General features: G+C 60.3%; 18 protein-coding genes. 5 read left to right on the top strand and 13 right to left on the bottom strand.

Annotation, left to right across the window (positions count from 1 at the left end):
- Positions 1-11 precede the first annotated feature (11 nt).
- The 13 genes from IAE34_RS01300 to IAE34_RS01240 all read right to left on the bottom strand — a co-directional run bounded on the left by IAE34_RS01300 (position 12) and on the right by IAE34_RS01240 (position 13,611).
- Entirely contained in the window at positions 12-1,667 is a 1,656-nt protein-coding gene (locus tag IAE34_RS01300) for a ParB family protein (RefSeq protein ID WP_200137057.1), read from the bottom strand.
- On the bottom strand, positions 1,660-1,908 hold the full coding sequence (locus IAE34_RS01295) for a type II toxin-antitoxin system HicA family toxin (RefSeq protein ID WP_200137056.1): 249 nt from the start codon (positions 1,906-1,908) through the stop codon (positions 1,660-1,662). The genes IAE34_RS01300 and IAE34_RS01295 overlap by 8 nt, the downstream gene beginning before the upstream one ends.
- Positions 1,892-2,767 (bottom strand): ParA family protein, encoded by an 876-nt coding sequence (locus IAE34_RS01290; protein ID WP_200137055.1) that lies wholly within the window; start codon positions 2,765-2,767, stop codon positions 1,892-1,894. The genes IAE34_RS01295 and IAE34_RS01290 overlap by 17 nt, the downstream gene beginning before the upstream one ends.
- Positions 2,768-2,809: 42 nt before the next feature.
- The gene (locus IAE34_RS01285; protein ID WP_200137054.1) at positions 2,810-3,022 is read right to left on the bottom strand and encodes an AlpA family transcriptional regulator; all 213 of its coding nucleotides are present in this window, start codon (positions 3,020-3,022) and stop codon (positions 2,810-2,812) included.
- A 118-nt stretch (positions 3,023-3,140) separates the two neighbouring features.
- On the bottom strand, positions 3,141-3,887 hold the full coding sequence (locus IAE34_RS01280; RefSeq protein WP_200137053.1) for a hypothetical protein: 747 nt from the start codon (positions 3,885-3,887) through the stop codon (positions 3,141-3,143).
- 1,199 nt (positions 3,888-5,086) lie between these two features.
- On the bottom strand, positions 5,087-5,866 hold the full coding sequence (locus tag IAE34_RS01275) for an IclR family transcriptional regulator (RefSeq protein WP_200137052.1): 780 nt from the start codon (positions 5,864-5,866) through the stop codon (positions 5,087-5,089).
- Between the two features lie 110 nt (positions 5,867-5,976).
- Complete coding sequence (locus IAE34_RS01270; protein ID WP_200137051.1) at positions 5,977-6,558, bottom strand: sarcosine oxidase subunit gamma; 582 nt, start codon at positions 6,556-6,558, stop codon at positions 5,977-5,979.
- Between the two features lies 1 nt (position 6,559).
- The gene (locus tag IAE34_RS01265; protein WP_200137050.1) at positions 6,560-9,457 is read right to left on the bottom strand and encodes a 2Fe-2S iron-sulfur cluster-binding protein; all 2,898 of its coding nucleotides are present in this window, start codon (positions 9,455-9,457) and stop codon (positions 6,560-6,562) included.
- On the bottom strand, positions 9,454-9,753 hold the full coding sequence (locus tag IAE34_RS01260; RefSeq protein ID WP_200137049.1) for a sarcosine oxidase subunit delta: 300 nt from the start codon (positions 9,751-9,753) through the stop codon (positions 9,454-9,456). Before IAE34_RS01260 ends, IAE34_RS01265 begins: the two co-directional genes overlap by 4 nt.
- 10 nt (positions 9,754-9,763) lie before the next feature.
- Positions 9,764-11,005 (bottom strand): FAD-dependent oxidoreductase, encoded by a 1,242-nt coding sequence (locus IAE34_RS01255; RefSeq protein WP_200137048.1) that lies wholly within the window; start codon positions 11,003-11,005, stop codon positions 9,764-9,766.
- Positions 10,987-11,892, bottom strand: a complete 906-nt coding sequence (folD, locus tag IAE34_RS01250; protein WP_200137047.1) for a bifunctional methylenetetrahydrofolate dehydrogenase/methenyltetrahydrofolate cyclohydrolase FolD — start codon at positions 11,890-11,892, stop codon at positions 10,987-10,989. The genes IAE34_RS01255 and folD overlap by 19 nt, the downstream gene beginning before the upstream one ends.
- The gene (gene purU / locus IAE34_RS01245) at positions 11,889-12,755 is read right to left on the bottom strand and encodes a formyltetrahydrofolate deformylase (protein WP_200137046.1); all 867 of its coding nucleotides are present in this window, start codon (positions 12,753-12,755) and stop codon (positions 11,889-11,891) included. The genes folD and purU overlap by 4 nt, the downstream gene beginning before the upstream one ends.
- A gap of 253 nt (positions 12,756-13,008) precedes the next feature.
- A complete protein-coding gene (locus IAE34_RS01240) occupies positions 13,009-13,611 on the bottom strand; it encodes a cupin domain-containing protein (protein WP_200137045.1) in 603 nt (200 codons plus the stop codon).
- A 279-nt stretch (positions 13,612-13,890) separates the two neighbouring features.
- Between IAE34_RS01240 and glnT the strand changes: the two genes are divergently transcribed.
- From glnT to IAE34_RS01215, 5 genes are all read left to right on the top strand, one after another.
- On the top strand, positions 13,891-15,225 hold the full coding sequence (gene glnT / locus IAE34_RS01235) for a type III glutamate--ammonia ligase (protein ID WP_200137044.1): 1,335 nt from the start codon (positions 13,891-13,893) through the stop codon (positions 15,223-15,225).
- A gap of 73 nt (positions 15,226-15,298) precedes the next feature.
- Entirely contained in the window at positions 15,299-16,219 is a 921-nt protein-coding gene (locus IAE34_RS01230; protein ID WP_200137043.1) for a class II glutamine amidotransferase, read from the top strand.
- Entirely contained in the window at positions 16,216-16,899 is a 684-nt protein-coding gene (locus tag IAE34_RS01225) for a protein glxC (protein ID WP_200137042.1), read from the top strand. The genes IAE34_RS01230 and IAE34_RS01225 overlap by 4 nt, the downstream gene beginning before the upstream one ends.
- Before the next feature lie 15 nt (positions 16,900-16,914).
- On the top strand, positions 16,915-18,237 hold the full coding sequence (locus tag IAE34_RS01220) for an FMN-binding glutamate synthase family protein (RefSeq protein WP_200137041.1): 1,323 nt from the start codon (positions 16,915-16,917) through the stop codon (positions 18,235-18,237).
- A gap of 188 nt (positions 18,238-18,425) precedes the next feature.
- Positions 18,426-19,751, top strand: a complete 1,326-nt coding sequence (locus tag IAE34_RS01215; protein ID WP_200137040.1) for an ammonium transporter — start codon at positions 18,426-18,428, stop codon at positions 19,749-19,751.
- Positions 19,752-19,952: the final 201 nt, after the last annotated feature.

The raw sequence follows: 19,952 nt of genomic DNA, 5'->3' as shown, positions 1-19,952 counted from the left end.
GTCTCCCTCGGTCACGTTCCAGGGTCCGCAGCGCCTGCGTCCTGGTCGAGCAGACGGCGGGCCAGCCGCAGCAACCGGAACAGCTTGACGAGTGCGGTGTCGCTCAGTCGCCGGGTTGAGTCGCCTTGTCCGTGCAGCAGCGCCGACAGGTCGATGACGAATTGCCTGTTATCCAAGCCGACGTCGGCGGGCTGTTGACCGGCCAGGCATGCCAGCAGCGCCAGGACGGCACGGCCCAGCGGCCCCGGGTCCTGGGCGTGGGTACGGCAGGCGAAACCGATGCCGTCTGGACGGTCATCGATGCACTCGTCCAGGCGGGCCTCGCCCGCGATCTCGCGGGCGAACTGCGCGACGTGGATGCGCAGGCGCTCGGGCGTGTCCAAGCTCGCGTCGATATACCAGACATCAGAGATCGGATAGAGCCCGCCGGCCTGCACGGGGATGGACTGCAAGACGTTCGCCGAGAAGTCGGGCGGCAGCGCATCGCCCAACTGGTCGGCGACCATGCGCTGGATGGACTGGAGCCGTTCGGTCGTTGGCGCCGGCGAGACGATGTGCTTCTTAAGCAGGTGGTCATCCGCTGTCGGAGTGGCCGTGCCCGCCTCGCTGGCATCCGCGTCGCTCTCGCGCGTTGAGCTGGAAGACGCAGGGCCTGCAGGCTGCGCTGCCGATGCTGGCCCTGTGGTGGGCGGCGAGGCGTTGGCAGGTGGGCGCGCGATAACCCCAGGCTCCGGCAAGGCGGGCGGTGTCGAGGGTGGCGTCGGATCGCTGACCAGAGCGCGCTGGCGGCTCTCGGATTCCGTCATGTCCAGCGCGAGCACGTCGTAATCGACGCCCAGCAGCTCGGCCATCTGACCGATCAGTTCATCCTGTACGCGCTGCGCGGAGAACTCGTCGGCCTGCACATCAAACTGCGACAAGACTTCCTGGAAGAACTCGTCGAAGTCCTGGACCAGTGTGCGGCCCTTGGCGTAACGCTCCCACGCGAACATGCAGGCCTTGCGCATGACCGACAGGCGTTCGACCTGGTGGCGGCCGAGGCCGCCATAGAGCACGGCGGGGATCGCCGGCAGGAGGTAGCGCACCGCGTCGTTCATGCGGCTGATGTGCGACTGCTGGACCGGGAAGCCATCGGCGGCCAGGCGGCGGGCCAGTTCGGACTGGCTCAGAGCGGCGCCGCTTTCCTGCTCGTAGAACTCGCGCGCCTTCTCGACACCAAGGGCGCGCTCGATGAAGGTGAGGCCGCCGCGCAGTTCGTTTTCGGCCAGGTGGCCGGTCAGCATGACGACTTCGCCGCGGCTGGGCCACGGCCGGAACAGGCACGATATGCGGAAAAACTGCTCGTCCTTGGTCTCCGACCACAGTTCACGCAGGATCGCCAGCCGCGTGTTGCCGCCGTTGCGGATGATGTAGTGGTCCTCGCCAGGCCGTCGGGTGATGGCCGGCGCCGCATCCAAGCCGCGCTCGCGGATGGATGCTTTGATTTCCTCATAGGCCGGATTGCGCTTCTTGCGCGGGTCATGGTCGTAGGGGCGTAACTGGTCCAGGGTTACGACCATGGGTGTGTCGGCGATCGGGTCGCTCAAGGCCGACGCGGACGGGCCGCTGCGCTCGAACCCGGCCGCGAGCAGCTTGCCAGCCATTTGCTGGGAGGTGATCTCAGCCATGGCTGTCTCCCTGCGCTTGGGATCTGGCCTCGCGCTCGGCGCGGCGGATCTGCGCACGGGCGTTGAGGGCGGCCCGGTGGTCGCTGGCCGTCGAACTGGTGTATATCGCGGCGCAGCCTGCCTTGGTGAATTTGAGGTGGCCGCCCGGCGTGCGCTTGACGTGCCAGCCTTCACCGACAGCGAACTCGATCAGGGCGCGCAGCCGTTTGTGGCCTCGGGCCAGTTCATGTGCGTTCGCCATGGGGCCTCCCCGTATCAAGAGGGACTGGCGAACGGCCGGACACCGCGGCAAGTCGGTGTTGCCACTGCGGGAACAGCTCGCCGGCGAGGCCGCGCATAGTGTCGAGCGCGGCGGGAGCGACTCTGCCCGGTGGCTGGCGGTATTCGACCCGATGCACTGGCAGGCCGCGCGTCGCGGCGCGCGGATAGGCTTCGATGGCCGGCACGTCGGTGGTCAGCACGCGGATGCCGGCATGGTCCTGGAACAGGTCGCGCAAGGCCTGCTGGATCAGCCGGGCGTTCGCCGACCAGGGGTGGACGCGGTTGATAAGCAGGTGCAGCGGTGGCGGCTCGATGCCGAGGTGCCGGTATGGTGCGATGTCTTCGAGCAACTGCATGGTGCCGCGCCGCAGCTCGCGCGCCGCGAGGATTTCCGGGGTCACGGGCGACAGCGCAACATCGGAGGCGAGCACCGCCATCTCCAGCAGCACCGAGCGCGCGCCCTGGGTGTCGATCAGCACCAGGTCATAGAGGGGAGCCAGGACCGGCAGCAGGTGCCGCAGCCGCAGGCGCCCATCCGGCGCGTGCAGCAGCAAGGTGTTCAACTCGCCCCGGTGGTCGTTGGAGAGCACCAGGTCCAGGCCCGAAATGATTGTGCGGGACACGAGCTGGCCGAGGTCGCGCTCGTTGAAGGCCAGCAGCTCATAGATGCCGCCAGGCGCACGATGTCCCAGTTCGTAGTAGGACGACAAGGTGGGCTGCACGTCGAGATCGAGCAACAGCACGCGCAGCCCCGCGTCGGCGACGAGCCCGCCCAGGTTCGCGGCCGTGGTGGTCTTGCCGACACCACCTTTCGTTGAAATGATGGATACAACCTGCATGGCGTTCTCCGTGTGAGGATGGAAAGTCCGCGGCAGAACGGGTCAGACCCGGTTGTTGACGCGCTCGGCGATCCACTGATCGATTTCGATGGAATCCCAGCCGACGGCGCGCACACCCAGGCGAAGCGCCTGCGGGAACTGGCGCTTCTTCATCAGGTTGTAGATGTGGGCACGCTTGAAGCCGGACTTCGCTTCAACTTCTTCCAGCCGCAGGATGCGGCGCTCGTTCGGTGGCAGTACAGGTGTTTGCGACATGTTGGTCACTCCTGAACGCTCAGTGGCGTTTGTTGGCGTGACCTCTATTCAATAGACACGGCTGCGGAAAGACATTGCAAATGCAATATCCGCGACTGCACATACAAGCTGGAAAATCTCAGAAGGTGGCGCTATGCAGCCGACGCCTGGCGGTGGCGAACTTGCCGTTCAATGTCCGCTCGGCGATCCCTATGACGCTGTGGTGATGGGCGATCAGTGCGCTGACCACGGCCTCCTGCGTCTTGAAGCTGGAGTACGGCGCGCCCGAGGGCGACTGGCCGAGCATGAGCTCCAGCATGCCTCCGATGATGTTCAGGTAGGTAGCCTCCGCCCGATCGCTGATTGGGCACTGTGCGCAGGCGGGGATCACCGTGGACTGCTTGAGCAGCGCATCGTGTTTTTCCTGCAGCTCGCGAAGTTGGCGTCTGGACTGCTCCAAGGCGGATTTCAGCGCCAACTGTTCGACCAGCATGGCTTGCCCAGTCTCCAGCGAGATCACCGGATGGGCGATGCGTTCGCTGCGCGAGAAGAGAAAGCCCGGCCGGTGCTCGGGATAATGCTGGTGCATCCAGCGCTTCAGATCGACGTGGCGGACTGTGAGATCAGGAGAGTCGATCAATGCGGCCTCAAGTGTCGTGATGCCGTTCTGTCCGAAGGGAAGTTCCCCATTCAGGATTCCATCGTAGATGCGATCGGTGTACAGACGAAGCTCATTCCAACGGGGGCAATCCAAAGAGTTCGGCAGGTTCCTTGGCGACGAGATCGAGGCCAGGATGACATGTTTGAACCGCAGCAGCCCGGCCCACCTAATGGAGGCTTCGATCGGGCGATAGAACACCTTGGATAGAGGTGGTTTGTCGTACATGCTCCCATCTCCTTCTAGGAGAACTGCATAGCGACTCCTTTGGCGCCAACCTCATGGTCGGCCTGTGCAGAAGCGAGATCCGAGGTTCGCTCGTCCATTGGCTCAGTCGCGTTGCTACGATTCGCGTTGCTGATAGCCGGCACGTGTTCGATGTGGAAAAATCGATGTAGCTATTAAGCAAAGCCATCGGGTCGTGGACCCGACAGTGACGCTCACGCTATCAGGGTCGTAAGAAGTTGCGGCCTTTGCAAAACCGTTTGGGTATGACCTGATATGCCAACGGTCTCAAGGGATGCGAAGAGGGGGCAATCCCCATCCAACGTCCAGTCAGACGCAGCGAATCCGCTCCCGTCATTCCTATCCTGGCATCCTGATATACCCATAAAGAATCGCGCGCCGACGCACCATGGCGAGGGTGTGCGTTCCTTTGGCGCTGCCTGCTCCGGTGAGTGCGCCGGTGCGTGTACTTCCACCGTGGCATCCGAACTGCGCCGAGAGCGGCGACATCGGAAGGCTGCTAGCCGGTCGGCATCGCATTCGATGTGGAAGCAGAGAAATGGTGTGGCGAGTTTGAGGCCGTCCGTATGGCGATGTAGCCGAATGGGGCTCCGGTGCGGAGTGCATGTCTCTGGACGTCGTTGGATTTCTTTGGACGAACTTGTTGCCGGGGATGAAAAACAAGGCTACAATTGAGGCCTTCGCTAGCCACCTCAGCGAAGAAAGTGATTGGGAAACAACGACTTAGTGTTCTAGTACACGTCTCGTTTCCCGCTCCAGTTATAGATCTGCAGAGTTCCATGGAAGTCTGTAAGTCGTTGAAAAAAGGGCCCTTGGGGCCCTTTTTTCGTTTCGGCACATTTCACTGAAATCGGGCAGTATCCAGAAAAGATGAGGCCAGATTCGAGGCCAGCATTGGGAATGCCCCAATTCGCATTTCCGGTGGAGCATGGTGAAGCACGAAATCCAGGCGAGCAGCGCCTTGCCCTTGGTTTTCCAACGATCATGCTTTCGAGGCCGTGTTTCAATCAGTGGGTGCCGTCTGTCGCTTGAGTCTCAAGGGGCGTCAGAGCGCGCTGTCACAGATGCTGCGCAAGTTTGCCAAAGATGTTCTTCCTTACTTCGGCGACCGCTGCCTTGTTGTTGTATTCGTTGGCGAGTGAGCAAGCGCTCACCTGCGTCTTCATCCATACACTCACCCTTCATCCATCTTTGACATACCCCAGTTCGGCGCTGATTTTCGCGCTGCATTCCCGAAGCAATGCCACGAACGTCTCCATGGCACCCTCGGGATTCATCACGGCATCCGGGCCTGACAGATTGATTGCTGCTGTGACTTCCCCCCGGTGATCCTTGACAGCCATGGCGATTGCAGTCGAGTAATCCGAGCGATGCACTACCCAGCCCTGCGCTCTATCACCTTTGATCACTTCCTGGAGCTCGAGCTGAGTCCGTGGGGCAGGGCTTGGGTAATCGTCTAGGCGAATGTGTTGGTAAAGCGCGGCAAGTTCTGCCTGGTCCAGGCCGGTGAGTAGCATGCGGCCGATCGCCGTGCAGTGACAGGCGATACGGGTACCCACTGGAATGTTCACGGACAATCGCTGAGCCGCGAACGCTCGGTAGACGTACAGGCTTTCGGTAGTCTCCCGAACGGCCAGATGGCAGGAGAGGGAGGTGCGATCTCGCAATTGATTCAAGTGGGGCATGGCGACATCGACAATGTCGCGGCTGGCGAGGTAACTGAAGCCATCACTGATGACGCGTGCCCCGAGTTCGTACTGAGTGTGGTGTTTGTTCAGATAGCCCATGTCGGTCAACGTGAACACGATTCGATACAGCGCGGAGGTGCTGACACTCAAGCGTTCCGCGATCTCCTGCATGCTCAGGCTACGCGTGCGAGCGTTGAACAAGCCAAGCACGGCAAGTCCTCGGGCCAGGGCCGGTACGCTGTAGTCGGCGTCCTTGATGGGGGCGTCAATCATCGTTCGTCGCTCTTGCCGGGGTCTGGGGAGCTGTCTCATGAGTGCTGGCTACGACCTAGGTGGACAGGATCTGTTTCGGCTCGTAGTCAGCACGGCACGGTCTGAATCATCTAGTACAGCGCGTCGATTTGCAGGGCCTGTCCATCGAACTCGGCCATCGCATCCATCAGTGCGCCCTTGAAATACTCGAGCGAAGCGCGATCGCAGAGGATGTAAAAAATCGGTTGTGACGGTGATCCGATATTGATGACGATCACGCTGATCCTTGCCGCCGATGTCTGTGCCACCGCTCCTTGGGCAAACGCAGCGCTGCGCAGATCGACTCCGCACAGCTTGGACATCACTTGAGCGGTGTGCACGCCGCTCAGCTGCAACCACGCATGGCTGTCCTCGCGAGGCAGAAGGTAGTTGGCCAGGTGATCCAGCTCCCAACGCGCTTCTTCGTCGGCAACGCGCTCCCCCCTGTCGCGAAGGCTGCCCAGGATCAGATACTCCGTCTGCGACAGACGCGCCACATGGCTACCATCCGCCTGGGCAACACTCTGGTTTGGCTTGTCAGGCAGGCTGAAGCCACGCGACTGCAGATATTCTCCACTCTGAGTGCCGCGAAAACCAACCCTTGCAAGCTCCGTCAGATCGACCACCGCACATTGCTGAAGTGGGCTCGGCCCGATTTCATTGAGATTGGACATGTCAGAGCTCCTGGCGCTGGTTGTCTGGATCGAAGAAGGGGAGCTTCACGACGGTTGCCTGAACGACGACACCGCCTTCTACTCGGATCGGAATCTGCTGCCCAGGCGTGCTTTGATCGAAGGCGGCGTAGGCCAGGCCGATGATCTGATCAAGGCTTTGCGAATATTCGCAGGAGGTCACGTTTCCGCTGATATCCGGCCCTTTCAGCACGAGGTGGCCCTCGAGCGGTTGCGGGCTGGTCTTCGGCAGCGTGAAGCCCACCAGCTTGCGTTTCTGTGGCTGCGCTTCGAGGATGTCCACGGAGCGACGACCGACGAAGAACGGCTTGTTGCGGCTGACCGCCCAGCCCATGTCGATTTCGCCAGGGTGGGTCATGCCGTCGGTGTCCTGGCTGATGATCACATGGCCTTTTTCGAGGCGCAGAAGACGCTGGGTCTCGACACCGAACGGGCGAATGTCAAATTCCCTGCCGGCCTCGATCAGTGCATCCCAGAGCTTCAAGGCATGCCGTGCAGGTACGTGGATTTCATAACCCAACTCGCCTACGAAGCCCACGCGCAGGAGTCGTGCCTTGATCCCGGCGACGGTGCCCAGGCGAACGCCCAGGTAGGGGAATCCTTCAGCGGACAGGTCCAGATCCGAGCAGACTTTTTCCAGCACCTTGCGTGAGTCGGGTCCCGCGACGTTGACCGCCGAGAGTGCGGCGGTGACGTTGGCGATGTCGACATTCAGGCGCCATTGCGCGTTCCACTTGAGCATCTGTTGATAGATTCGATCCACGCCGCTGGTGGTGGCCGTGACGTAGAAGTGGTTTTCGGCAAAGCGCGCGCAGACGCCATCGTCGATCACCACGCCCTGTTCGTTGGTCATCAACGCGTAGCGTGAGCGACCCACGGGCTGCTTGAAGAATGCGAAGGTGTACAGGCGGTTGAGCAGTTCGGCAGCGTCAGGGCCACGCACGTCCAGGCCGCCCAGCGTCGAAACGTCGATGATGCCGACCTTGCGGCGCACATGCAGCGCCTCGGCCTGCATGCATTCATCGCGCTCGCTCGGTTTGCCGTAGTAGGCAGGGCGCTGCCAGATACCGGCAGGCATCATTTTTGCCCCTGCCTCCAGGTGACGGCGGTGCATGGGAGTCTGGCGGTAGGGATCGAACGCCCGCCCCGCCACATGGGCCAGCTTCTCGGCCTCGAACGGAGGGCGCGCCGTGGTTACGCCTGTTTCGCTGACGCTGCGTTGAGTGGACGCTGCCACCAGTCGAGCGGTTGGCAGGGCTGAGTGGCGCCCTTGGGACGGCCCCATGCCCACGGTGGAGTAGCGCTTGACCAGTTGCACATCGCGATAACCGATCTTCGTGGCGTTGATGATATCGCGCACCTGCAGATCTTCGTCGAAGTCGACGAAGTCCTTGCCTTTGGGGTGCGGGAAAATCGGCCACGGAAAATTGACCGGTGCTTCCGGGCACAGCGGCAGTGGTTTGACGCTGGTGTCCAGGCCTAGCGACGAAACGATTTCGCTGGCGGTGCGAGTGGCATCGGCCAGCACGTTGTCCAGTGCATGGAAACCGTGGGCGGAACCTGCAACGCTGAGATTGTTCGGCAGGCCGCTCAGGGTGAACTCAGCCAGTCGATCGTCGTAAGACAGCTTGCCTCCGGCTTGGCACAGCAATTGGTAGACCGGCATGTAACCGCCAGACATGCAGAGCAGATCGCACTGTAGATGCACGCTGCTATTGGCCACCTGGCCGTGGCCTGTGATTGTTCGGATATCGACGCCACTGACATGCCGCATGCCTTTTTCATGCAGCGCCTCGAACACGGTGCTGCCGAGGTGGCACGTGATTGCGCGTTGTTCCAGTGCGCTCAGCAATGCGTGATCAGCGGGATGGGGGCGCATGTCCACCAGCGCCGCAACCTGAACACCTTGCTCGTGCAGATCGAGTGCCGTGTAGTAACCGTCGTCGTTGCCCGTGAGCACCACTGCGCGCTTGCCAGGCTTTACGGCGTAGAGTTTCATCAGGCGCTGGGCTGCGCTGCTGAGCATCACCCCGGGCAAGTCGTTGTTGCGGAAAATCACGGGCTGATCGAACGACCCGCTGGCGATCAGGCACTGGGTGGCACGCACCTTGTACATGCGCCTGCCCTGAATCACCGGCAGATAGTTATCGGTGAACCATGCATTGCACGTGGCTTTCTTCAGCACCTGAATGTTGGTATGGCCTTCGACAGCGCTGATCAGCTCGCGGCGCAGGGTTTCGGCGCGAGTGTTTTCGACATCGAAACGCGCATAGGTCAGTGAGCCGCCCAGAATGGGTTGTTGCTCGATCAACAACACGTTCGCGCCTGCATTGGCCGCAATCAGTGCTGCCTGCAGTCCGGCAGGGCCAGCGCCGACGACGGCGAGGTCCGCGAACAGGTAGGCCTTGTCGAAGTACTCGGGCTGGAATTGGAGATCCAGCACGCCGAGGCCGGCCTTCTTTCGAATGATCGGCTCCCAGAGTTTCCATGCACCCTTGGGCTTGTAGAACGAGCGGTAGTAGAAACCCACCGGCATGAACCTGGAGAACTTGCCAAGATACGCGTCCTTGTCGTTGTCCAGAGAACCGTTGAAGTTTTGCCCGGTGACCTGCACACCCTTTTCCAGCGGGTGAGTGTCGGCCAGGACATTGGGCTCGTTCGGCAGCTGCACCAGGGTATTGGCGTCTTGGCCGGCCATGGTCAGTGGGCCGCGCGGGCGGTGGTACTTGAACGAACGCGAGAGCAGAAAGCGCCCATTGGCGAGCAGGGCACTGGCGATGCTGTCCCCTGCGAACCCCTGATACGCCTTGCCATCGAAGCTGAAATGAAGCGGCTGATTGCGGTCGATCAACAAGCCCATGGGAGCGGGTAGGCGGCTCATTGCGCGGTCTCCTTGGCGGGGGTGAATTCAACGCGGGTGCTGAACAGTTCCTTGGGGTCGAAGGTGCGCAGGATCTCGTTGCTCCCCGTGTGGCGCTTCGCCAGGAACCAGTAGCTGGAGGGGGTGTGCATCCACCACTCGCACACCACGCCCAGCGTGTCATCGCTGTTGAACACGTAGTCGGCCCATTCGGCATCGGTGCACGCCTGTGGGTCGGGCATCTGCTTGAGTTCACCGCCATAGGTGAACTCGCTGATGTTGCGCGGCCCGTTGAGTGGGCAGTTCATCACTTTCATGTCTTACTCCTCAGTGGCTGGCCGCTGTCGCGCCCATTTCGTTGACTTGCTGGAAGGTGGAGAAACGCTCGAGGCCGAACGGCTTGATCAAGTCAGGTACCTGGCCTCCACTGGCGACGAGTTCGGCCATGGTCTTGCCGCAAATGGGCGTGGCCTTGAAGCCCCAGGTGCCCCAACCGGCATCCAGGTAATAGTTCTTCACCGGGGACAACCCCATGATCGGGCTGTAGTCCGGGGTCATGTCGGTGATCCCGGCCCATTGGCGCATCAGCTTGGCATTGGCCAGGAACGGGAACATCTCGATCGCGTGTGCCAGCAGGCTTTCTTTCAGATCCAAGGTCGAGCGGGTGTTGAACAGCGGGTAGGGATCCGAACCACCCCCAAACACCACTTCTCCACGGCTGGTCTGTTGCACGTAGCAGTGCAGGGCAGAGGAGCTCACCAACGGGTCGAGGAATGGCTTGAACGGTTGGGTCACCATGGCTTGCAGAGGGAATGTCTGGATCGGCGAGCGGATACCCGCTTTCTTCATCAACTGCGAACTCATGCCTGCCACTGCCTGCACCGCGCAGCCACACCCGATGGTGCCGCGATTGGTTTTAACCGCTTTGATGGCGCCGTTCTCGATCACCAGCGCCTGGACTTCGGTGAGCTGATGGATTTCCACGCCGCGCTTGGCAGCCTGTTTGGCGTAACCCCAGGCCACGGCATCATGACGGGCCGTCGCACCGTCCATGTGCCAGAGACCTGCGATGACCGGGAGGTGCCCTGGATCGAGGTTGAGCGTCGGCACGAGCTCGCGAATCTGCTGACGGTCGAGCATTTCGGTGCGACCGCCGAAGTGCTTGTTGACCTCCGCACGCTGACGGAACGAGCGCACGGTGGCGTCGGTGTGGGCGAGCGTCAGTTGGCCACGATGGGAGTACATGATGTTGAAGTCGAATTCGTTGGACAGCCCTTCGAACATGCGCACTGACTCGGCGTAAAAACGGACGCCCTCACTGGTGAGGTAGTTCGAGCGAATGACCGCTGTGTTGCGCGCCGTGTTGCCGCCGCCCAGATAACCCTTCTCCAGCACCGCGATGTTGGTGATGCCGTGGTACTTGGACAGGTAGTAGGCGGTTGCCAGGCCGTGGCCACCGCCGCCGATGATCACCACGTCATAGGAAGGCTTGAGCGCCTTGGGCGCCGGTAAATCCACTTCGACCGGGTACTCAGAGCTGAGCCCATACTTCAAGAGATTGAAAGGCATGTGGCCTCCGAGAAAACGCGTTGTGCATGGGCCTGCTGAACCGCAGCGGTGACGGTGTTCTTCATCAGAAAGGCAATGGTCATCGGCCCGACACCCCCTGGAACCGGGGTGATGGCTGAGACCTGGGGTAGGGCGCTAGTGAAATCGACATCCCCGACAAGCTTGCTGCGGCCATCCTCTTCAATGCGATTGATGCCGACGTCGATGACCACCGCGCCTGGTTTGAGCCAACTGGCATCGATCATTCGGGGTCGTCCAACGGCGGCCACGACGATGTCTGCCTGCCGGCACAGGGCCTTGGCATCGACGCTGCGTGAATGCAATACGGTGACCGAGCAATGCGCCTGTAGCAGCAGAGCGACCATGGGTTTGCCGACGATATTGGATCGCCCGATGACAACCGCGTGCTTGCCGCTCAGATCGCCGCAAGCCTCTTCGAGCAGATGCATGCAGCCGCTGGGGGTGCAGGGCGTCAACACAGTGCGACCCTGGCTCAAGCCGCCAACGTTTTCACTGTGAAACCCATCGACGTCCTTGCCCGGGGCAATGGCCTGTAACGCACGGGTTTCTTCGATGTGCTCAGGCAACGGAAGCTGCAGCAGAATGCCGTTCACGGTCTGGTCCGCGTTCAGGTCTGCGATCAGCTTGAGCAGTTCCCCCTGGGAGGTTTGCCCACTCAGGCGGTATTCGAGCGATTTGATCCCCGCTTCTTCTGCACGGAGGATCTTGTTGCGCACGTAGACCTGGCTGGCAGGATCTTGCCCGACGAGTATCACCGCGAGCGCGGGGAAGATGCCGTCGGCCTTGAGTCGGTCGACGTCTTCTCGAACCCGCTTCATCACACGTGCAGATGCCGCTTTGCCGTCGATCAGTTTGGACGTATTCATCGGAAGATCACCGTTCTGTCTTCGTTGAGAAATACCCGGTGTTCCAAGTGATATTTGACCGCTTTGGACAGAGCCACGGTTTCAGTGTCGCGTCCGATGGCAACCAGGTCGTCTGGCAGGTACGCGTGATCGACGCGCTGGACTTCCTGCTCGATGATCGGGCCCTCGTCCAGGTCGCTGGTGACGTAGTGAGCCGTCGCGCCAATGAGTTTCACGCCGCGCTCATAGGCTTGGTGATAAGGCTTGGCACCTTTGAAGCCTGGCAGGAACGAGTGATGGATGTTGATCGCACAGCCCGATATCTGCCTGCACAGATCGTCCGAAAGGATCTGCATGTAGCGTGCGAGGACTACGAGGTCGGTCCCGGTCTCGTCCACCACTTTCATCAACTCGGCTTCCTGCTGGGCCTTGGTCTCCCTGGTCACTGGCAAGTAGATGAACCGGATGCCTTCGCGCTCGGCCATGGGGCGTAGATCGAGGTGATTGGACACGATGGCGGTGATCGTCATGTCCATTTCGCCCTTGTGGTAGCGGTAGAGCAGGTCGGTGAGGCAGTGGTCGAATTTGCTGACCATCAGCAGTACACGCATTGGCTGGCGGGTGTCGTACAGCTCCCACTGCATGCCGAACGCCTGTGCGACATCCTCGAAACCGGCTTTGAGCTGAGCGATGTCGCCCTCATGGCCAGCGTTGAAACGGAACACAGCCCGCATGAAAAACTTGCCGCTCAACTCATCGTCGAACTGCGCCATTTCACCGATGTAGCAAGCGTTGCCCGCCAGATACGAGGTCACTGCTGCAACGATGCCGGACGTCGCAGGACAGCTGATCTTGAGAATGAAATGGTTTTTTTCATGTTGCATGGTCAGTCCTCGGATGTGCGCGGCGTGGGTTCCGGCAGATGATTCATCGGTGAAACGCAGATTCGCCCGTGAATAAATATTCTCTTAAAGAATTAAATATTCTGGCCGGGGAATTTATAGGCGAATTCTGCTGGCGCGTCTATACGTCAGGGAAATAATTTTTACTGACAGGAAATGTGAGGAGCGAGGGAGGCGCGAAGGGAAGAGGGAAATCGAGTCCAGGTGCAGCCTGGACTCGTGGCAATCGGCGTGGTCAGGCCTCTGATTGGGCGTAATTCATGATCGACAGGAGGCGGATAGGGACGCTTACCAGCTTTTCCGGGCCGTGTGGAACGTCTGCGTCGAATGTCAGGCTGTCACCTGCTTGCATGTGGTAGAGCTGGTTCCCGTGGCGGTACACCAGTTCACCTTCTAGCAAATGTAGAAATTCAGTGCCGGGGTGAGAGAAGGTCGGAAACTCCTCACTGGCGTCGTCCATGCTCACCATGTAGGCCTCAAAGCTTTTTTTGGGCCCACGCGTATGGTTCAGCAGGTGATAGGTATGGCCTTTCTCTGTACCACGTCGAACTACTTCTAGCCCTTCATCGCGCTTGACCAAGATCGCGCTGCTGCCTGGCTGGTCGTATTGGCTGAACAATTTTGACATCGGCATGCCGAGCACGTCGCAAAGGCGGCTCAGATTCTCAAGGCTGGTCGATACCTGAGCGTTTTCAATCTTGCTGAGCATGCCCTGACTGATGCCGGCTATTCGCGCGACGTCTGCGAGCTTCAGCTCCTGCGCCTGACGCTGACGTTTTATCTGGATTCCCAGGTACTGCTCGAGCTTCAGCTTGGGTTGGCTTTCGTGTGTGTTCATGGCTTGCACTAATTCCGTACAGTAAAATTATTTTCGCACTGAGAATGTGCAAATTTTTTGCGTCTGGTAGGATCGCCAGGTGTTATTCATCACGGGAAAAATATTTTCCCATAAACAAGGCAGAAAGACTCTGCCTCGAAACGACTTTTTCGGCAGCCAGCGCGAGTTGGCAAGCTCGTTGCATTCCTTGAGGGAAATTAAATTTCCTGGTCGTAAAAAATGATCGGGCGATTAATCGACCTCCCACCAACGAATTGCTACAGCCAGGAGTCATGCCCAATGTTGCCACAAGAAACGCAGCGCCTGATCGAGACACACGGGATCAAGTACGTCCTGGCTCAATTAGTGGATATCCATGGCTCGGCCAAAACCAAATCAGTGCCCGTATCGGGCCTGGAGATGGTCGCCGAATCCGGGGCGGGTTTCGCAGGGTTCGCGATCTGCGGTATGGGCATGGAACCGCATGGCCCTGACTTCATGGCCAAGGGTGATCTGGCATCGCTCGTACCCGTTCCATGGCAGCCAGGCTACGGTCGTGTGGTATGTATCGGGCATGTGCAAGACAAGCCTTGGCCGTACGATAGCCGTTACGTCCTGCAGAGGCAGGTCGAGCGGTTGAGTGACCGTGGCTGGACCCTGAATACAGGCCTGGAGCCTGAATTCAGCCTGTTCAAGCGCGACCAGCAGGGCAAGCTGCAGATGGTCGATGCCAGCGATGATCTGGACAAGCCGTGCTACGACTACAAAGGGCTGTCCCGCTCGCGTGAGTTTCTCGAGCGTTTGACCGAGGCATTGCAGCCGGTAGGTTTCGACATTTATCAGATCGACCACGAAGACGCCAACGGCCAGTTCGAGATCAATTACACCTACAGCAACGCCATGGAATCGGCGGATCGATTCACCTTCTTCCGCATGGCGGCCGGTGAAATCGCCAACGACATGGGCATCATCTGCTCGTTCATGCCAAAACCTGATCCCAAGCGTGCGGGCAATGGCATGCACTTCCACTTGTCGATCAGCAGCGCGACCAACAAAAACCTGTTCCACGACGCGAGCGACCCCAGTGGCATGGGGCTGTCGAAAATGGCCTACCACTTCGCAGCAGGCCTCCTGGCACATGGCCCGGCGTTGTGCGCCTTCGCCGCCCCGACAGTGAACTCCTACAAGCGTCTGGTAGTGGGCAACTCTCTGTCGGGCGCGACCTGGGCTCCAGCCTTCATCGCCTTCGGCGCCAATAACCGCTCGGCCATGGTGCGTGTCCCGTACGGCCGCCTGGAGTTCCGCCTGCCGGATGCTGGCTGCAACCCTTACCTGGTGAGCGCGTCGATCATCGCAGCGGGACTGGACGGCATCGACCGCGAGCTGGAAATCGACCAGCTGTGCAACGAAAACCTCTACAAGTTGAGTCTTGAAGAAATCGCCGCGCGCGGCATCAAGACCTTGCCTCAGTCGCTCAAGGAAGCCTGTGATGCCCTTGAGTCCGACCCGCTGTTCGCCGAAGTGCTTGGCCATGAAATCGTGGGTGAGTTCATCAAGCTCAAGCGCATGGAGTGGGTCGAATACAGCCGTCACGTCTCGGACTGGGAAGTGAAGCGCTACACCGAATTCTTCTGATCTCGCCCGTTTGACCAACCCTTTCTGACACCCTGCCGATGGGTAGGGGGTCGTCTGCCCAGGAGTTAACGATATGTGTGGAATTGTGGGGCTATACCTGAAAAATCCGGCGCTGGAGCCCCAGCTCGGCAAACTCTTCGAACCCATGCTGCAGGCCATGACCGATCGCGGCCCAGACAGTGCCGGCTTCGCCATCTACGGTGACGAAGTCGCTGATGGCTGGGTGAAGTTGACTTTGCAAGCAGCCACCGATGACTACGACTTCAACGCCCTGGTCGGCGCGCTGGAGAGCAAGCTCGCGGCGTCTTTGGACTGGTTCCGAAATGCGAGCGCCATCGTGTTGAAGATCAAGGCAGAGGAAGCTGCCGTACGCTGTGCTTTGGCCGAGTTGGCCCCGGACGTGCGCGTCATGAGCGCCGGCAAAAGCATCGAGATCCTCAAGGGCATGGGCTTGCCAAGAGAGATCTCCGAGCGTTTCGGCTTGGGCTCGATGAAAGGTAGCCACATCATCGGCCATACCCGCATGGCGACTGAAAGCGCTGTCACCCTGGAAGGCAGCCACCCATTCTCCACCGGTGCTGATCTGTGCCTGGTCCACAACGGCTCGCTGTCCAATCACTTCCGTCTGCGTCAGGAACTGCGCCGCGAGGGCATCCAGTTCGACACCGAGAATGACACCGAAGTCGCGGCCGGTTACCTGGCCTGGCGTCTACAGCAAGGTGACAGTCTGAAGACCGCCTTGGACAGTTCGCTTCAAGCACTGGACGGCTTTTTCACCTTCGCAATCGGCACCCGCAACGGATTCGCCGTGATCCGCGATCCGATTGCTTGCAAACCGGCGATTCTTGCCGAAACCGACGACTACGTCGCGATGGCATCGGAGTATCAGGCGCTGTCGAGTCTGCCGGGCATCGAGAACGCCAAGGTCTGGGAACCGGTACCGGCCACCATGTACATCTGGGAACGCGAGTCGGCTCAAGGAGCACGCACATGAAAACCTTCGATCTCAGCAACACCACCGTGCGTGACCTCAACCAGGCTCTGCACGATCAAGCCAAGACCCTTGAAGAAAGAGAGTGGGTCGTCACTCACCCTGGCGGCGCGCACAACATCGCCGTCGGCGTCAACGAAGCGGTTTCCGTGGATATCCAGGGGCATGCCGGCTACTACTGCGCCGGTATGAACCAGAAGGCTTCCATCACCGTACACGGGAACGTCGGCGTCGGGTGCGCCGAGAACATGATGTCCGGCTACGTCCGAGTGAAAGGCAGCGCGTCGCAAGCAGCGGGTGCTACGGCCCATGGGGGGCTGCTGGTGATCGAGGGCGATGCAGGCGCTCGTTGCGGGATCTCCATGAAGGGGGTCGATATCGTGGTCGGCGGCAGCATCGGCCACATGAGCTGCTTCATGGGCCAGGCGGGCCGCCTGGTGGTGTGCGGAGACGCTGGTGATGCACTGGGTGACTCCCTGTACGAAACGAAGATCTTCGTCAAAGGCAAGGTCGAGTCGCTGGGTTCAGACTGCATCGAAAAAGAGATGCGCCCGGAGCACATCGAAGAGTTGCAAGCGCTTCTGAACGAAGCCGGCTTCAACGAGAAAGCCAGCGACTTCAAGCGCTATGGCTCGGCTCGCCAGCTGTACAACTTCAAAGTCGACAACGCCTGCGCGTACTGATTCAGGAGCAAGAAAATGAGCGAGAAAACCACGCCAGTCCTGCGCGAGTCGGCCACCTTCGACCGCCTGACCATCCAGGAAATCCAGCGTGCCGCCGAGACCGGCATCTACGACATTCGCGGTGGTGGTACCAAGCGCAAGTTGCCGCACTTCGACGACCTGCTGCTGCTCGGCGCGAGCGTCTCGCGTTACCCGCTGGAAGGCTATCGCGAGAAATGCGGAACCGATGTGATCCTCGGCAACCGCTTCGCCAAGAAGCCGATTCACCTGAAAATTCCGGTGACCATCGCCGGCATGAGCTTCGGGGCGTTGTCGGCCAACGCGAAAGAAGCACTGGGTCGCGGCGCAACCATCGCAGGCACCAGTACCACCACTGGCGATGGGGGTATGACGCCGGAGGAGCGTGGCCAATCCCGCCACCTGGTTTATCAGTATCTGCCTTCGCGTTACGGCATGAACCCTGATGACCTGCGCAAGGCCGACGCCATCGAAATCGTCCTGGGGCAGGGCGCCAAGCCCGGTGGCGGCGGTATGCTGTTGGGCATGAAGGTGACCGAGCGTGTGGCCGGCATGCGTACCTTGCCCATCGGAGTCGACCAGCGGTCGGCATGCCGTCATCCGGACTGGACGGGGCCTGACGACCTGGCGATCAAGATTGCCGAGATTCGTGAGATCACCGACTGGGAAAAACCGATCTACGTGAAAATCGGGGCCAGCCGTCCTTACTACGACGTCAAGCTGGCAGTGAAGGCTGGTGCCGATGTGATCGTGCTCGATGGCATGCAAGGCGGTACCGCCGCGACTCAGGAAGTTTTCATCGAGCACGTCGGTATCCCAATCCTCCCAGCCATTCCACAGGCGGTTCAGGCGCTGCAGGAAATGGGCATGCACCGCCAGGTGCAGCTGATCGTCTCCGGCGGCATCCGTAACGGTGCAGACGTTGCCAAGGCCATGGCACTGGGCGCCGATGCCGTGGCCATCGGTACGGCGGCCTTGGTTGCTCTGGGTGACAACCATCCACGCCTTGATGAAGAACTCAAGAAGATTGGCTCTGCGGCGGGCTTCTACGATGACTGGCAGAACGGTCGCGACCCGGCAGGCATCACCACGCAGGATCCAGAGTTGTCAAAACGTCTGGATCCGATCGAAGGCGGGCGCAGGTTGGCCAACTATCTGCGCGTTCTGGTGCTGGAGGCGCAAACCATGGCCCGGGCCTGCGGCAAATCCCACCTGCACAACCTCGATCCTGAGGATCTGGTGGCCTTGACCGTGGAATCCGCAGCCATGGCTCGCGTGCCGTTGGCTGGGACTTCGTGGATTCCGGGTAGCCAATACTAAACGCCACTCAACGTAGTACGCGCGTAGCCCGTGATGGCGAGTTGTCTTCAACTGAAGCGTTGATCGACACGACACCTTCACGGGCACGCACGCGTCTGCGTCAAAGCATTCATGAGGCTCGAACGGCCCGCGCACCCTGACCTCGCTTTCTGCCAGACACTTTTCCATTCATCGCAGGAGCTTCCACAATGGTTGATCGTCTACCCGCCAAATCACTTCTTGCGTTGCTCGCGCTCAGTGGCTCCATCCCTCTGGCTCAGGCCGCCGAGGCCCCGACATTGAATACCGGCAGCACCGCCTGGATGGTAACGGCAGCCGTTCTGGTGCTATTCATGTGCCTGCCAGGCCTTGCGCTGTTTTACGGCGGTCTGGTGCGAGCCAAGAACATGCTGTCGCTGTTCACCCAATGTTTTGGTATCGCCGCACTGGTGGGGGTGCTGTGGGTGATCTATGGCTACAGCATGGTGGTGGATAACACCAACATGGTAGAGGGCGAGGTCAGCTTCAACAGTTTTGTGGGCGGTCTGAGCCGGGCTTTCCTGGCAGGCATGACGGCTGACAGTCTGGTGGGCGACATTCCGGAAGGCGTGTTCGTCACCTTCCAGATGACCTTTGCCATCATTACGCCGGCGCTCATTGCCGGCGCTTTTGCCGAGCGTATGAAGTTCTCGTCCGCGCTGCTGTTCATGGCGATCTGGTTCACCCTGGTCTACGCGCCGGTGGCTCACATGGTATGGGGCGGACCGGGGGCTTTGATGCACAACTGGGGTGTGCTGGATTTCGCAGGCGGCACTGCAGTTCACATCAATGCCGGTGTCGCTGCGCTCGCAGCCTGCTTGCTCCTTGGCAAGCGCAAGGGGTACGCAAACGCGCCAATGCCTGCACACAACCTCAGCCTCACCATGGTCGGCGCGGCGATGCTCTGGGTCGGCTGGTTCGGATTCAACATTGGGTCCGGTGGAGGCCTCAATGGGCTCTCAGGCATCGTGATGCTCAACACTCAGCTGGGTGCCTGTGCCGGTATTCTGGGCTGGATGTTCACCGAGTGGCTGAGGGTCGGTAAGCCGAGTGCGTTGGGGCTGGCCAGTGGTGCTTTGGCCGGCCTGGTGGGCATCACGCCTGCCTGTGCGTATGTGGGGGTTGGCGGTGCGCTGGCAATCGGTTTGCTGTGTGGCGTGATCTGTTATCTCAGCGTGACCGTGCTCAAGACGCGCCTGGGTTACGACGACAGCCTGGATGTATTCGGCTTGCACGGCATCGGCGGGATGGTTGGCGCCATTTTGACTGGCGTGTTCTGTGTTCCGTCGTTGGGTGGCCTGGTCGAGAACGTCAGCATGGCTGATCAGGTTATCGCTCAGATCAAAGGCGTGGCACTCACCACGGCTTACTGTTTCGTTGCGAGCTGGATCATTCTTGGCGTGTTGAAGGCCGTCGTTGGGTTGAGGGCACATGACTCGGTCGAGGAGATGGGCCTCGACCTGGGTGAGCATAACGAGCGGGCATACAACCATTGAGTGATTGACCGATGTTGCCGCTGCTGAGTCCTCATCGATTTCTCGAACTCACGCGACTGGGCCAGAAGGCTCAGCTGGTCGGTGATGAGGTTTTCGTCGGCAAACGGCGGCAAGATCAAGGCCGGAACCGCCGGCCTTGTCCTGCAAGCTCAAAAGCCGTAGCGCGTCCGATGCCCGGTGATGCACCTGTGATGAGATCGA

It is taken from the genome of Pseudomonas sp. S30, from assembly GCF_016518545.1.
In the GTDB taxonomy this organism is placed as follows: Bacteria; Pseudomonadota; Gammaproteobacteria; order Pseudomonadales; family Pseudomonadaceae; genus Aquipseudomonas.
This window is presented reverse-complemented; position numbering and strand designations above follow the sequence as displayed.